This is a genomic window from Microbacterium sp. EYE_78, from assembly GCF_023149035.1.
GTDB lineage: Bacteria > Actinomycetota > Actinomycetes > Actinomycetales > Microbacteriaceae > Microbacterium.
This window is the reverse complement of the sequence record NZ_JAHXMY010000002.1, coordinates 1-14,588: the sequence shown is the minus strand read 5'-3', so window position 1 is coordinate 14,588 and position 14,588 is coordinate 1. Positions and strand designations below refer to the sequence as shown.

Here is a 14,588-nt window from a genome sequence, read left to right as displayed (position 1 = left end):
GGTCCTCCGAGTGGGAGTCCGCAGCCGAGGCTGATAGGAGGCTATGCATCCCCTGACGTTCCCCCAAGAGATGACGGCGCAGATGAGAGGATCCTCACCCCGCGCCGCCACCCCTGATCAGGCGATCCGCGTACCCGCCGGCAGCTTCCGGGCGGGCGTGCGCGTGCGCATCCCGGCCCACCAGAGCAGGAGCCCCGCAACCAGCACCTGCCCGCCGAGCCCGACGAACCAGCTCGGGACGGTCTCGGCGATCACCGTCTCCGGCGAATCGCTGTTGTAGGCGTCCGGATCGCAGTCGCTGTAGGTGACATCGAGTTCGGGAGCGACCTGCGCCTGCCGGACCACGTACTTCGCGTATCCGAACAGATCGACCGGGGTGCCGTACCGGTCGAACTGCACGGGGGTCGCGTCCGCGAGGATGACGAAGGGGTTCGGCGCCAGCATCCACCACACGTAGTCGAACCGGGGGATGCGACTGGTGTACGCCTCCTGGTCGGCCTCGCAGGTCCAGAGCTCCGGATCGTTCGGGCACGAGCGCGACCCGTCGCTGCAGACGGGAGCGCCCGTCGCGTCGTACTCGGCGGCCAGGTACCGCTCCGTGCGCTCGGACGTGATGCTCGTCCCCACCAGACCGAAGGCGATGCCCGTTCCGAGCGTGAGCGCGGCGACGACGAGATAGGTGGTCGCGACGGAGAAAAGGGGGCGCGAGAGGATGCCGCTGAACGCGGTCCCGAGCGCGGCGACCACCCCCGCCTCGACGATGAGCACGAGCGCCGACACGACGACGGCGCCGGGGTTCACCCCGCCGCCCAGGGTGGCGACGACGAGGAAGGGCACGGCGACGAGGGCGAAGGTCAGTCCGGTGAGCCACGCGGCGAGGAACTTGCCGAGCAGGATCTCGGCGGTCGTTGCCTGCGTGACCTGCAGCGACGCCAGGGTGGCGGCGTCGCGGTCGCCGTTGATCGAGTTGCCGCTCAGGGTCGGCGAGATGAGGACGACCAGCAGGAGCGTGACGAAGACGACCACGGAGTAGACGCCCGGTCCGGAATCCTCCATGCCCGAGAACGCGAGGAAGGCGAGGGCGGTGGTGCCGACGAGCAGCAGCGCGAAGACGCCGAGGAGCACGTACCAGGAGACGGTCCGGATGCGCTGGGTGAGATCGAGGCGGGTGATGGTCCACAGCCGCGAGAGGTTCATCGCGCGCCCCCTTCGAGGTCGAGGAAGGTGTGTTCGAGGACCCCGCTGGCGGCGGAGAACTCTGCGACCGGCAGCCCCGCACCGACGAGCGCGGCGAGCGCCTCGGCCGCGGAGGCGTCCCCGGTGAAGCTGACGAGGAGATCGCGCCGGTCGACGGGGATCGCCGCCACATCGAGGCCGAGGGCCTGCGCCACCGGCAGCGCCGCGGCCCTCGCATCCCGATCCGCGAGGCGGATGCGCCAGGGGCGTGCGCGCTCGGCCGCCTGCGCGACGCGGTCGGGGTTGACGGTCTCCCCCATCATCATGAAGACCGCGTCGTCGGCGACCTCCTCGAGTTCCGAGAGGATGTGGCTCGACACGAGGATCGTTCGCCCCTCCGCCGCCAGCGAGCGCAGCAGCAGCCGGAGGTCGATCCGGGCTTGGGGGTCGAGACCGGACGCGGGCTCGTCGAGGAGCAGGACGCGTGGGTCGTGCACGAGCGCTCGCGCCAGTCCGAGGCGCTGCTTCTGCCCGCGTGACAGCACCCTGGCGGGTGCATCACCGAGCGATTCCAGCCCGACGGTGCCGAGCAGCTCCGCCGCCCGGGCCGACGCGGCGACGCGGTCCAGCCCCGACAGGCGGCCCGTGACGGCGATGGTCTCCCGCGCGGTCAGCGACGGCCACGCGCCGAGCGCGTCCGGCATCCATCCCAAGAGTGCGCGCGCACCCGCGGGGTCCGCCACGGGATCGACCCCGGCGATGCGGATCGAACCCGCGTCCGGAGCCAGCAGCGACGCGAGCATGAGGAGGAGGGTCGTCTTGCCGGCTCCGTTGGGACCGACCAGACCTGTGACGGCGCCCTCGGGCGCGTGGAAGGTGACGTCGCGGACGGCGTGGACGTTCCCGAACGAACGCCGCACCCCCTCAGCGAGGATGCCGGCGGTTGTCATATGGCTCACCCTAGAGGGCGGCTGTGAACGGACGCGGCTTCAGCGGCGGACCCGCAGGTTCGCCGCCCCGGCGACCAGGAGCAAGGCCGCCGCGACGACCGGCGTCCAGACGGCGAGGGATGCCCCTGCGGACTCGGCCACCAGCCCCACGACCATGCTGGCGAGGGCCTGACCCACGACGACCGCCGAGCCGAGGATCGACATGACGGTCGCCTCGCGTCCCCGCGGCGCGCGAGCCGCCGCCAGCGCATACAGCGTCGCGAGCGTCGGCCCGATACCGCAGCCTGCGAGGGCCAACGCCCAGCCCATCGAGATCGCGCCGGTCGCGCCGGCGGCGAGGACCGCCCCGACGAGGACGACGGCGGTGAAGCCGATCCACCGCCACGGAAGCGTGAACCGGCGCGGCAGCAGACCGACCGACAGGGCGAGCGCAGCCGACCCGATGCCCATGATCCCGTAGAGGATGCCGGTCTGCTCGGGGAAGCCGCCCTCATCCGCGAACGCGGTGAGCGAGGTCAGCATGGCGCCGAAGAAGAGCCCGGTGGCGAAGGTGCCGAATGCGGCGAGCAGGATGCCGGGCCGGGCCACTGCCCGGGCCGGCTGCCGATCGCCCGCAGCCACGGCGTGCGATGCGGTGCGGGCAGTGGGGTGCAGCGCGAACGCCGAGACGAAGACGAGGGTCAGGGCGGCTGCCGCCAGGACGGGCGCCGCGGGGTTCGCCGCGATCGCGACGACACCCACGAGCACGGGGCCGAAGACGAAGACCGTCTCATCCACCGCGGATTCGTAGCCCATCGTGGACTCCTGCAACCGCCCTCGGTCATCGGGAGCCAGTCGCAGCCGACCGACCGTGCCCACGAGGCGGGCACGGGACATCGGCGACACCTGCGGGGCCGTGGCACCCGCGAGCGCGGCCATGAGCAGGAGCAGCCCGTCGGGGGTGTCTCCGTAGGCGACGGCGACCAGCGCCACGAGGACGAGGCTCTGGACGAGGGCTGCGAGCAGCAGCACGGGACGCTGCCCCCATCGGTCCGCTGCGGCGCCGATGAGCGGACCGGTCGCGATCGTTCCGAGACCGACCATGGCGGAGGTCAATCCACCGACCCCCAGGGAGCCGCGCGCATCGACGACCATCGTCAGGACGCCGACGACGATCATCGCGTAGGGCAACCGCGCGATGAGTGCGACTGCGAAGTAGCCGAGGCCGACGCTGCCGGCGAGAGCGCGGATGGGCCGGCCGAGGGGGACGGCAGGACGGACATCGGTGACGGGACCGGACATGGGTACCTTCGCGGGAGAGAGGCGTCGTGCCGCCTTGACTCTCCAACGGATCAGGTAGTTACACGGGGTGCGTTCGCACCGCGTCCAGTCTAGCGGCGCGCACCTGGACGTCCGAAGTGCGCGACACCGAGGTCCGGATGATCGACGAAGACGCCGTCGACGCCGGTCGCGGCGATGGCGTCCCACTCCGCCTCCCAGTCGCCGAACGCGGCCTTCGATCGTCCCCGACGGTACGGCGCCGCGAGGAAGGCGTTCTCGGGGCGGCAGGTCCAGGCGTAGACGAGCAGGCCCCGCTGCTGCGCCTCGGCGACCACCGGCATCCGTCGTCGCCGATCGAGGACGATGGTCTTGTCCAGACTGATGCCGTCCACCTCGCCGGCGAGCCGGTCGAGGCCCTGGGGCTGCACCTGATCCGCGTAGTGCGGGGCGGAGCGCCCGCGGCTCGAAGCGAGGTCGAACGGACGACCGGATGCCTCGAGCAGGTACACGTACCGGCCGCGCACCCCCTCGTCCCGCACGCCGCCGAGCACGGTCTGCTCGAACGACTCGACGGTCAGGGGTAGTTCGCCGTCCGCCCAACGAGCATCCCGCAGCTCGGCCGCGATCAGCGCCGGCACGTCGAGACCGAGCGACGCGAAGAACGTGGCGTGCTTGATCTCGAGGACGACCCCGATCTCCCTCCCCTGCTGCAGACCGACGTCGCGGACGAGGTCGAGGAGCTCGCGCAGCCGGAGGATCGGCTGCTCGCCGTCAAAGCCTGCGCTGGCGGGGCGGAGCGCCGGCAGGCGCTCGCGGCAGCGCAGCGTGGCCAGCTCATCCCACGTGAAGTCCTCGGTGAACCATCCCGTGTGTTCCACCCCGTCGATGCGCTTCGTCGTCCGGCGCCCCGCGAACTCCGGATGGGAGGCGACATCGGTGGTCGAGCCGATCTCGTTCTCGTGGCGGACGACGGCGACGCGATCCTTCGTGAAGACCACGTCGGGTTCGACGGCGTCGACGCCGAACTCGAGGGCCAGGGCGTAGGACGACCGGGAGTGCTCCGGGCGGTACCCGGGCGCCCCTCGGTGCCCGATGACGAGCGGGGGATGCCGGGGCATGCCCTCAGGCTAGCTCCGAGCCTCGACCGGAAGGCGCTCCGGGCCCCCTCCCGCGCGTGCTCATAGACCTCTCACAGCGGGGTACAGCACCCGCGGAATCACGGTCCGATACGCTGGATCGACAGCACAGCGCTGTGAGTCGACTTTTGGAGTGAGACACACAATGGCAGCGTCCGGCAATTTCGCCTTCAACAATCCGGTGTTCCAGGAGGATCAGCGCCGCCCCGGCCTGACGCCCCCTGCCGCCCAGACGAACCACTCGGCCGCCTCGCACCAGGCCGCCGATGTCGCCGCGAGCGCGCAGCTCGAAGGCATGTACGCCGCACCCGCGGCATCCTCGAACGACACGGGGCGCATGACCGTCGAGGACACCGTCGTCAAGACGGCCGGCCTCTTCGGCATCCTCCTCGTCACGGCCCTCGTGGGATGGTTCTGGACCCTCGGCGGTTCGCTCATGCCGACCGAGGTCGACCCCGCGAACCTCACGATCATGCCGTGGATCATCGGCGCACTGGTCGGCTTCGTCCTCGCGCTCGTGATCACCTTCACCTCGCGGAAGAAGGTGCGGCCTGCACTCATCTGGGCGTATGCGGCAGCCGAGGGCCTCTTCGTCGGCGGCATCTCGGCGTACTTCGAGTTCATCTGGCCGGGCGTCGTCCTGCAGGCCACGATCGCAACGCTCGTCGTCGTCGGTGTCACCCTCGCCCTGTTCGCGAGCGGCAAGGTCCGCGTCAGCAAGAAGGCCAACAAGATCTTCATGATCGCGATGGTCAGCTACCTGGTCTTCGGCCTCGTCAACCTGGTCCTCATGTGGACGGGTGTCACCGAGGGGACCTTCGGTCTGTACAGCCAGGAGATCTTCGGCATCCCCCTGGGCCTGGTCATCGGCCTGCTGGTCGTCCTGATGGCGTCGTACTCGCTCGTGCAGGACTTCGACATGGTCCAGCAGGGTGCCCGCAACGGGGCTCCGCGCGAGTTCGGCTGGGTCGGTGCCTTCGGCATCATGGTGACCGTCGTCTGGCTCTACGTTGAGATCCTGCGCATCATCGCGATCCTGCGCGGCAGCGACTGACCTCGACCGCGCACACGAAGGCCGTCCGGATGACCGGGCGGCCTTCGTCGTTTCTCCCCGCCCGTTGACACAGCAGATGCCAGTCGGATTCCGCTCCCCCGTGCGCGTGCGACCGCCACCGTCCGGCGGCGGAGCGTGGTCAGGACGGCAGCCGCAGGGCCGCGGTCGTCCCGCGGGGGTGGTGGGCGGCCAGCGAGACGCTGGCGCCGTAGGCCTCTGCCAGGGACGCCGCGATGGACAGTCCGATACCGGGACCGGGCACGGCGAAGTCGCGCGCATAGGGCGCACGGTAGAACCGTTCGAATGCGTGGCTGCGCTCCTGGTCGGTCATCCCGACGCCCTGATCGGCGACCGTCACGATGACGTCCCGCCCGTCCTCGCGCGCGGAGACGACCACATCTCCCCCGCCCTCCGGGGTGAACTCCACCGCGTTGCGAAGGAGTTCTTCCAGGATGGACGAGAGGTCGCGGACGGCGATGCGGGCGGTGAGCTCGGGCATGTCCGCGACCTCGATACGCAGGCCGCGCTCCTTCGCGCGTGCCGAGACCTCGGCGACGGCGTGTTTGACGACGGGGCCGACGTGCGACGCCCCGGAGCGCGACTCGACGTCGCGCGACGACTGCCCGGCGGCGATCAGTCGTTCCACCAGCCGCAGCAGACGTTCAGCCGACCTCTCGACCGCCTCCCACCGCTCCTTCTCAGGCGAATCCTTCATGAGGGCGATGTCGGTGTGCCCGAGGATGACCGTGAGGGGCGTGCGGAACTCGTGCCCGACCGTGCTGAGGAAGCGGTCGCGGACCTCGACGGCGTTGACGAGCTCGGTGACGTCCTGACCGACGACCACGATGCCCACTTCATCGCCGTCGGCGACGACGGGCCGGACGATGACCTGCATCACCCTGCGCGGATCCGCACCGAACTCGACGACACGCGGTGCGGCGAAGTCGCCCGAGCGGACGCGCTCGACGAAGTCGGCCGATGTCGCCTGCGGGGGCATGAGCGGATCGGCGCGCCAGATGAGGCCGGCGAATCCGTCGCGATCGACGTCGTCGATCCCCGAACGGCCGCTGATCTCGGCGGCCACGGCGTTGACGAGGATCGGTCGCCCGTCCGGACCGAACACCGCGACCGCGTTGTCGGTGGCATCCAGGGTGGCTCGGAGCATGGCGCCGTCCCGGCCCGACATCCGCAGAGCGTCGGCGAGGCGCGTCGACACGTTGTCGACGCTCGAGCGCGCGCGGCCCAGATCGCGTGCGATGAAGACGATGGTGACCGCGAACAGTGCCATCAGGATCGGCAGCGTCAGCACGGCCATGACGTCACCGACGGTGGTGAGCCCACCGGTCCGCAGCGCGGTGAACAGCGGGCCGAGTGCGGTCAGCGCGACCCCGGCCACGACGGCCGGGAGGGGGAAGGCGAAGGCGAGCCAGCCCAACGGGAAGATCGGGAGGAATCCCGACGCGGGGAGCACGTCGATGCCCGCGTCTCGCAGCGGCACGCACGCCACGATCTGCGCCAGGGGGATGGCGGCGAGCCACGCCGTCCGGTTCGCCGGCTGCGCGAGCCACACGGCGGTCATCGCCGCCGTACTCAGCACGATCACGCCGAATCCGGTCAGCAGCAGCGGCGTGATCCGTTCGCTGTCGATGACGCCGAGGATGAGGACGATGAGCAGGCTCGCCGCAGCGAGGACTATCTGCGCGTACGGCTGCGTACGGGGTCGCTCGATCACCCAGTCACCCCCTCCTCAGTCGGCGGTGCGAAACGGGCAACGGCCCGCACCCACCCTCTCGGCGGCGGCGGCCTCGTGTCAAGGGTCGACCGCCGTCGACGCCGCGGGGATGACCCCGCGGCTCACTCCCATTCGATGGTCCCCGGGGGCTTCGACGTGACGTCGAGCACCACGCGGTTGACCTCGCGGACCTCGTTCGTGATCCGGTTGGAGATCTTCGAGAGCACGTCGTAGGGCAGCCGCGTCCAGTCGGCGGTCATCGCGTCCTCGCTCGAGACCGGACGGAGCACGATCGGGTGGCCGTAGGTGCGGCCGTCGCCCTGGACGCCCACCGAGCGGACATCGGCCAGCAGCACGACCGGGCACTGCCAGATCTCGCCGTCCAGGCCCGCCTTGGTCAGTTCCGCGCGGGCGATGGCGTCGGCGTCACGCAGGATCTCGAGACGGTCAGCGGTGACCTCACCCACGATGCGGATGCCGAGGCCGGGCCCCGGAAAGGGCTGGCGCCCGACGATCGCCTCCGGGAGGCCCAGCTCACGGCCGATGGCGCGGACCTCGTCCTTGAAGAGGGTCCGGAGCGGCTCGACGAGCTCGAACTGCAGGTCCTCGGGAAGGCCGCCGACATTGTGATGGCTCTTGATGTTCGCCGTCCCGGCACCGCCGCCCGACTCGACGACGTCGGGGTACAACGTGCCCTGGACGAGGAATCCGATGGGGTCGCCGTCCGCGGCCGCCTCGGCGATGAGGTCCGACTGCACCTTCTCAAAGGCGCGGATGAACTCACGGCCGATGATCTTGCGTTTCTGCTCGGGGTCGCTGACGCCGGCGAGGGCGTCCAGGAAGGTCTCGCGCGCGTCGACGGTGATCAGGCGCACACCCGTCGAGGCGACGTAGTCGTTCTCGACCTGCTCGCGCTCGCCCTTGCGCAGGAGCCCGTGATCGATGAACACCGCGGTGAGCTGGTCTCCGACCGCCTTGTGAACGAGCGCCGTCGAGACCGCCGAGTCGACGCCGCCCGAGAGGGCGGAGATCACGCGGCCGGTGCCGACCTGCGCCCGGATCCTCTCGACCTGCTCGGCGATCACATTGTCGCTGTTCCAGTCGGCGGGGAGCCCCGCCGCCTTGTGCAGGAAGTTCTCGATCACCTGCTGACCGTGGTCGGAGTGCTTGACCTCCGGATGCCATTGCACGCCGTACAGCCCGCGCGCGTCGTTGGCGAACGCCGCCACCGGGGTCGCTGCCGTGCGCGCCAGGACCTCGAAGCCCGCGGGAGCAGCGCTCACCTGGTCGCCGTGGCTCATCCACACGTTCTGGTCGACCGGCTGGCCGCCGAGGAGGACGTTGTCGGTGACGATCGTGGCATCCGTCGCACCGTATTCCCGGAGGCCGGTGTTCGCGACCTCGCCGCCCAGGGTCTTCGCCATCACCTGGAAGCCGTAGCAGATCCCGAGCGTCGGTACACCGAGGTCGAACACCCCGGAGTCGAGCTGGGGCGCCCCTTCCTCGTACACGGAGGACGGACCGCCCGAGAGGATGATCCCGACGGGGTTCTTCTCGGCGATCTCCGCCGCCGAGGCGGTGTGCGGGACGAGCTCGCTGTAGACGCCGGCCTCGCGCACGCGGCGGGCGATCAACTGTGCGTACTGGGCGCCGAAGTCGACGACCAGGACGGGGCGCTGCGAGGTTTCGGTCTGCTCGGTCACCGGGTCTCCGTGGGGGTCTCGAGGGGGACGGATGCGGCGGCTTCCCGCGCGGCCAGGTACTCCCTGACCTCGCGGGCGACCTTCGCCTCCATGAAGAAGGACAGGAGCGGCACGATGCCGCCGAGCGCCAGCACGATGAAGCGCGGGAAGCGCCAGCGCATCAGGCTCCAGACGCGGAAGCACGCGAAGAGGTACACGACGTAGAACCAGCCGTGCACGACGAGGATCGCGAGCGAGATGTTGATGCCGTCGCCCGTCGAGACGATGTCGCACTGATCCATCCCGGGAACGAAGAGCGAGAACCACTGGCAGTCCGGACCAGGGATGGCGGTCGCGAACCACAGCAGGCCGCCCGATCCGCCGGCGAAGAGCTCGACGTGGATCGGGGTGTACTTCAGGATCATCTCAGCGACCAGGAGGAGCAGGCCGACACCGGTGATGATCGATGCGATCTGGTAGAACCGCAGGGCGCCGCGGATCGCCGGGAACGAGGCGAGTTTGGGCTGGACGGGCATGGCTTCCAGTCTACGGGCGCGACGAGGCGTGCTCTGCGCGGGCGTCCTCGCCCTCGTCGTCGGATCCGGTGATCGCCTCGACCTCCTTCTCCCATGCGTCCCGGGCCAGCCGGTACCACATGTAGAAGGCGAAGCCGGCGAAGACCGCCCACTCGATGGCGTAGAAGATGTTCAGCCAGTTCACCGACGACAGCTCACCCGGTGCAGGCGAGTGGATCGCGCCGAGCCCGCCGAACGCCTCCGCGGACACGAGGTAGGGGCGGTACACCTCGAGGCCGTCGATGTCGCTCCACTGCGAGAGCAGCGCGACGGGCGACATCGCCGTCACCTCGAACGGGTCGCCGTCCCGCGGGGGTTCCTGTGCCCCCTCGTCGGAGATGAGCCGGCCGGTGAGCGCGACCTCCTGTGGCGGAGCGGCATCCAGAGCGGACGCAGCGGTCTCCGCCTCCGCCCGATCCGACGTGAAGCCGACCGCGACGGCGAGGGAGGTGGGCGTGTCCGCGCCTGCCGACGTCGGGTCCACCCGCAGCTGCCCCGCGACCCAGTACCCGGGCTCGCCCTCGTCGAACCGACTCGAGATCACGGTGAAGTCCCCGGCGACGAACGAGCCCGACACCTCCACCCGCTGACCGACGAGCGGCTCCGCGAGGTACTGTCCGGGGGCGACGACGTCGGCGATGGGGCGGAGTTCCTCCGTCATCCCGGCAGGCGGCGGGTCGGTGTCGATGGCATTGCCGAGCTGCCACTGGCCGAGCCACGCGAAGATCGCCGCGACGAGCAGGGCGAGACCCAGCATCCCGATCCAGAACGGGCGGAGCATCACCTCGCGCAGCGTCGGCGGGAAGACCTCTGGGAGGTCGCCGGTCACGCGGGCATCGGTCATCAGCGGGACGAGCTGTACGGCGCGACGACGACCTCGACGCGCTGGAACTCCTTGAGGTCGGAGTAGCCCGTGGTGGCCATCGACTTGCGCAGCGCGCCGATCAGATTCGCTGTGCCGTCGGCGACGGGCGCCGGGCCGTACAGGATCTCCTCGAGCGGGGAGACCTGGCCGACCTCCACCCGGGTACCGCGGGGCAGCTTCGCGTGGTGGGCCTCGGGGCCCCAGTGGAACCCGCGGCCGGGAGCATCGGTCGCCCGCGCGAGCGCGACACCGAGCATGACGGCGTCGGCACCCATCGCGAGGGCTTTCACGATGTCACCCGAGGTTCCGACACCGCCGTCGGCGATGACGTGCACGTATCGACCGCCCGACTCGTCGAGGTAGTCGCGACGTGCGCCGGCGACGTCGGCCACAGCGGTGGCCATCGGCGCATGCAGGCCGAGCGTGGCGCGGGTGGTGGACGCCGCTCCCCCACCGAAGCCGACGAGGACGCCGGCCGCTCCGGTGCGCATCAGGTGGAGCGCTGCGGTGTAGGTGGCGGCGCCGCCGACGATGACGGGCACATCGAGGTCGTAGATGAACTTCTTGAGGTTGAGCGGCTCGTCGACGCTCGAGACGTGTTCGGCCGAGACGGTCGTGCCGCGGATGACGAACAGATCGACGCCCGCCGCGACCACGGTCTCGTAGAGGTCCTGGGTCCGCTGCGGTGTGAGCGCACCGGCGACGGTGACCCCGGCCGCACGGATCTCCGCGAGTCGATCGCGGACGAGCTCGGGCTTGATCGGTGCGGAGTACAGCTCCTGCATGCGACGGGTCGCGCCGTCGGTCGGAAGCGCCGCGATCTCGGCCAGGAGCGGCTCGGGGTCGTCGTAGCGCGTCCAGAGACCCTCGAGATCGAGCACGCCGAGGCCGCCGAGCTGACCCAGCATGATCGCGGTGCGGGGGCTCATCACGGAATCCATCGGGGCGCCGAGCACCGGGATGCCGAAGCTGTAGGCATCGATCGACCAGGCGGTCGAGACGTCCTCGGGGTTGCGCGTGCGCCGAGAGGGCACCACCGCGATGTCGTCGAAGGCGTACGCGCGACGCGCGCGCTTGGCGCGGCCGAGCTCGATTTCCATGGTCACCGTCCCAGCCTACCGTCGGGGCCCGACCGCCGCCCGGCGCCTCAGCGGGCTCGCGCCACCCGTCGCTCGTCCCAGACCGGCTCATCGGACTCATATACGGCGCCGTCCGCACCGAACACCACGAATCTGTCGAACGACCGAGCGAACCAGCGGTCGTGCGTGACCGCGAGCACCGTGCCTGCGAACGCGTCGAGCGCCTTCTCGAGCGCTTCCGCCGACACGAGATCGAGGTTGTCGGTGGGTTCGTCGAGCAGCAGCAGGGTCGCACCCGAGAGCTCGAGCAGCAGGATCTCGAACCGCGCCTGCTGACCTCCCGACAGGCTCGCGACGTCCTGCTCGGCCTGGGACACGAGGCCGTAGCGATCGAGCGCGGAGCTCGCGGCATCCCGTCGCATCCCGTTCCGACGGTCGTCCCCGCGGTGCAGGATGTCGAGCAGGGACCGCCCCTCGGATCCGGGGCGCCGGTGGCTCTGCGCGAACCAGCCCGGAATGACCCGGGCGCCGAGCGTCGCACGTCCCGTGTGCGCGACGCGGTCGAGGGATGCGCCGGCTGTGGTGACGTGGCCGAGCAGGGCGTCGGGGTCCGTCCCGCCGCCCGCGAGCAGACGGAGGAAATGCGACTTTCCGGACCCGTTGGACCCGAGCACGGCGACCCGGTCGCCGAACCACACCTCGAGGTCGAACGGACGCATGAGCCCTGTCAGCTCGAGTCCGTTGGCGACGACGGCGCGCTTGCCCGTCCTGTCGCCGCGCAGGCGCAGGTCGAGCCGCTGCTCCAGGGGGCGCTCCTCGGGAGGCCCGGCCTCCTCGAACCGCCGCAGCCGCGTCTGCGCAGCCCGGTATCGCGACGCGAACTCATCGCTCGCGGCGGCCTTGACCTTCATGTCGGCGACGAACCGCCGGAGTTTCGCGTGCTCCTCGTCCCAACGACGGCGCAGCTCGTCGAGCCGCGACATCCGGTCCTCGCGAGCCCGATGGTAGGTGGCGAACCCGCCGCCGTGCACCCAGGCGGTGCTGCCCGCGGCGCCCGCCTCGACGCTCACGATGCGATCGGCCCCTCGTGCGAGCAGTTCGCGGTCGTGAGAGATCAGAAGCACCGTCTTCGAAGACTCCCGCAGCCGCTCCTCGAGCCAACGCTTGCCGGGAACATCGAGGGAGTTGTCGGGCTCGTCCAACAGGAGCGCATCGTCGCTTCCGCGCAGGAGGGCCTCGAGCGCCAAACGCTTCTGCTCGCCGCCTGACAGCGTGACGAGTTCGCGGTATCGAGCACGGACGAACGGGATGCCGAGTGCCGCCGTCGTGCATGTGTCCCACACGGTCTCGTATTCGTATCCGCCGGCATCGGCGTAGTCGGCGATCGCCGCCGCATACCGCATCTGCCCGTCGAGGTCGTCGAGCTCGATGAGGGCGTTCTCGGACTCCTCGAGCTCCCGCGCAGCGGCCGCGATCCGGCGCGGCGCGACGGCGATGAGCAGGTCGTGGACCGTCTGCCCGGCCGTGCCGTGGCCGATGAACTGGTCCATGACGCCGAGCGACCCATCGATCGAGACAGCGCCGCCGTGCGCGGGGAGCTCGCCGCGGAGGATGCGCAGCAGCGTCGTCTTCCCCGCGCCGTTCTGCCCGATGAGCGCAGTCGTTGAGCCGGCGGGCACTCGGAAGCTGATCCCGTCGAGCAGAGGGCGGCCGTCGGGCAGCGAAAAGGAGACGTTCTGCACGTCGATGTGGGCCACGGTGATCAGTCCTTCCGCTCCATGAGCGGAGCCGACCAGCCTATCCGATCAGACGTGCGATGCTGTGACGATGACCCGAGTGATCGTGATCGGCGCCGGCATCATGGGGTTGGCGACCGCGTGGGAGCTGACGCGTCGCGGCATCCGTCCCGTCGTCCTCGATCGGTTCGCGCGGGGGCATCACGAAGGCGCCTCGCACGGCGAGACGCGGAACTTCAACAATGCGTACACGCAGGACCACTACCTCGACCTCCTGCAGCTGGCAAGGACGGGCTGGGACGACCTCGGCGAGGTCGACGGCGAGCCGCTTCTCCGTCTGCACGGACTCGTCACGCACGGCACGGGCTTCGACCTGGGCGGGACCGGCAGCGGCCTGAGTACGATCGCGGCGGCGCTGCGCTCCCGTGGTATCGCGGCAGACCTGTTGAGCGGCGTCGAGGCCTCGCGGCGCTGGCGCGGGATGCGGTTCGAGTCCGACGTGCTGTTCTCCGCCGAGGCGGGCGTCGCCCGCGCTGCGGCGGCGCTCCGAGAACTCGAGCGTCGGGTGGCGCGCGCGGGCGGCGACGTTCGGTGGTCGACTCCGGTCCGCGGTCTGGAGGCGAGTGATGACGGCGCGCGCGTCACCCTCGCCTCGGGAGCGGTTCTCGACGCGGACAGGGTCGTCGTGACCGCCGGAGCGTGGACGGAACGGCTGGTGCCCGACATCCGCCTTCCCGTTCTGCGGGTGACGGAGGAGACGCCCGCGCACTTCTCGCCCGTCGATGATGCGACATGGCCGTCGTTCAACCATTTCGTCGGCGGCGGAGCGCCGATCTACGGCATGCCGACGCCGGGCGAAGGCGTCAAAGTCGGCCTGCACGCTGTCGGCGACGTCGTCGACCCCGACGAACGTCCGCGCCGGACGACCCATGCTCGCGAGCTCGCGGAGTACGTCCGAGAGTGGATGCCCGGCCTCGACCCTGACTCGGGGGTGCACATCTCCTGCACCTACACGTCGACACCCGACGCATCCTTCATCCTCGACCGGGTGGGCTCGGTCGTCGTCGGTGCGGGGTTCTCGGGACACGGGTTCAAGTTCGCCCCGGGCATCGGCGTCACACTCGCTGCGTTGGCCCTCGACGACTCGGCGCGAGCAGCCGCCCCATTCCGCATCGCGTGAGACCGCACTTCGATCGAAATGCGAGTTAACCACGAATACCCCGACCAGCATTGGTCGGGGCATTCGATCGAAAGAAGTCCGGCGGTGTCCTACTCTCCCACAGGGTCCCCCCTGCAGTACCATCGGCGCTGTGAGGCTTAGCTTCCGGGTTCGGAATGTGACC

At 70.3% G+C, this 14,588-nt stretch carries 12 protein-coding genes and 1 rRNA gene; 2 read left to right on the top strand and 11 right to left on the bottom strand.

Annotation, left to right across the window (positions count from 1 at the left end; genetic code table 11):
• Nucleotides 1-117: 117 nt before the first annotated feature.
• From KZX17_RS07165 to KZX17_RS07150, 4 genes are all read right to left on the bottom strand, one after another.
• Nucleotides 118-1,197, bottom strand: a complete 1,080-nt coding sequence (locus KZX17_RS07165) for an ABC transporter permease (protein ID WP_248171699.1) — start codon at nt 1,195-1,197, stop codon at nt 118-120.
• Complete coding sequence (locus KZX17_RS07160; RefSeq protein ID WP_248171698.1) at nt 1,194-2,126, bottom strand: ABC transporter ATP-binding protein; 933 nt, start codon at nt 2,124-2,126, stop codon at nt 1,194-1,196. The genes KZX17_RS07165 and KZX17_RS07160 overlap by 4 nt, the downstream gene beginning before the upstream one ends.
• Before the next feature lie 39 nt (nt 2,127-2,165).
• The gene (locus tag KZX17_RS07155; RefSeq protein WP_248171697.1) at nt 2,166-3,407 is read right to left on the bottom strand and encodes an MFS transporter; all 1,242 of its coding nucleotides are present in this window, start codon (nt 3,405-3,407) and stop codon (nt 2,166-2,168) included.
• 89 nt (nt 3,408-3,496) lie between these two features.
• Entirely contained in the window at nt 3,497-4,504 is a 1,008-nt protein-coding gene (locus KZX17_RS07150) for a glycerophosphodiester phosphodiesterase family protein (RefSeq protein ID WP_248171696.1), read from the bottom strand.
• A 163-nt stretch (nt 4,505-4,667) separates the two neighbouring features.
• On the opposite strand from KZX17_RS07150, the gene KZX17_RS07145 reads away from it, so the two are divergent.
• Complete coding sequence (locus KZX17_RS07145; RefSeq protein WP_248174720.1) at nt 4,668-5,576, top strand: Bax inhibitor-1/YccA family protein; 909 nt, start codon at nt 4,668-4,670, stop codon at nt 5,574-5,576.
• 139 nt (nt 5,577-5,715) lie between these two features.
• Here the strand turns inward: KZX17_RS07145 and KZX17_RS07140 are convergent, their stop codons facing one another.
• The 6 genes from KZX17_RS07140 to KZX17_RS07115 form a co-directional block, all read right to left on the bottom strand.
• Nucleotides 5,716-7,308, bottom strand: coding sequence for a PAS domain-containing sensor histidine kinase (locus KZX17_RS07140; protein WP_248175604.1), 1,593 nt, complete (start codon nt 7,306-7,308; stop codon nt 5,716-5,718).
• Between the two features lie 122 nt (nt 7,309-7,430).
• On the bottom strand, nt 7,431-9,011 hold the full coding sequence (gene guaA, locus KZX17_RS07135; protein WP_248171694.1) for a glutamine-hydrolyzing GMP synthase: 1,581 nt from the start codon (nt 9,009-9,011) through the stop codon (nt 7,431-7,433).
• Entirely contained in the window at nt 9,008-9,526 is a 519-nt protein-coding gene (locus KZX17_RS07130; RefSeq protein ID WP_248171693.1) for a DUF3817 domain-containing protein, read from the bottom strand. Before KZX17_RS07130 ends, guaA begins: the two co-directional genes overlap by 4 nt.
• A 10-nt stretch (nt 9,527-9,536) precedes the next feature.
• On the bottom strand, nt 9,537-10,409 hold the full coding sequence (locus KZX17_RS07125; protein ID WP_248171692.1) for an SURF1 family protein: 873 nt from the start codon (nt 10,407-10,409) through the stop codon (nt 9,537-9,539).
• Entirely contained in the window at nt 10,409-11,530 is a 1,122-nt protein-coding gene (locus tag KZX17_RS07120; RefSeq protein WP_248174718.1) for a GuaB3 family IMP dehydrogenase-related protein, read from the bottom strand. Before KZX17_RS07120 ends, KZX17_RS07125 begins: the two co-directional genes overlap by 1 nt.
• Nucleotides 11,531-11,577: 47 nt before the next feature.
• Nucleotides 11,578-13,266, bottom strand: a complete 1,689-nt coding sequence (locus tag KZX17_RS07115; RefSeq protein WP_248171691.1) for an ABC-F family ATP-binding cassette domain-containing protein — start codon at nt 13,264-13,266, stop codon at nt 11,578-11,580.
• A 70-nt stretch (nt 13,267-13,336) separates the two neighbouring features.
• Here KZX17_RS07115 and KZX17_RS07110 point away from each other — a divergent pair, with 70 nt between their 5' ends.
• Entirely contained in the window at nt 13,337-14,425 is a 1,089-nt protein-coding gene (locus tag KZX17_RS07110; RefSeq protein ID WP_248171690.1) for an FAD-dependent oxidoreductase, read from the top strand.
• 76 nt (nt 14,426-14,501) lie between these two features.
• Here the strand turns inward: KZX17_RS07110 and rrf are convergent.
• Nucleotides 14,502-14,588 (bottom strand): 5S ribosomal RNA (gene rrf, locus KZX17_RS07105); the annotation flags it as partial.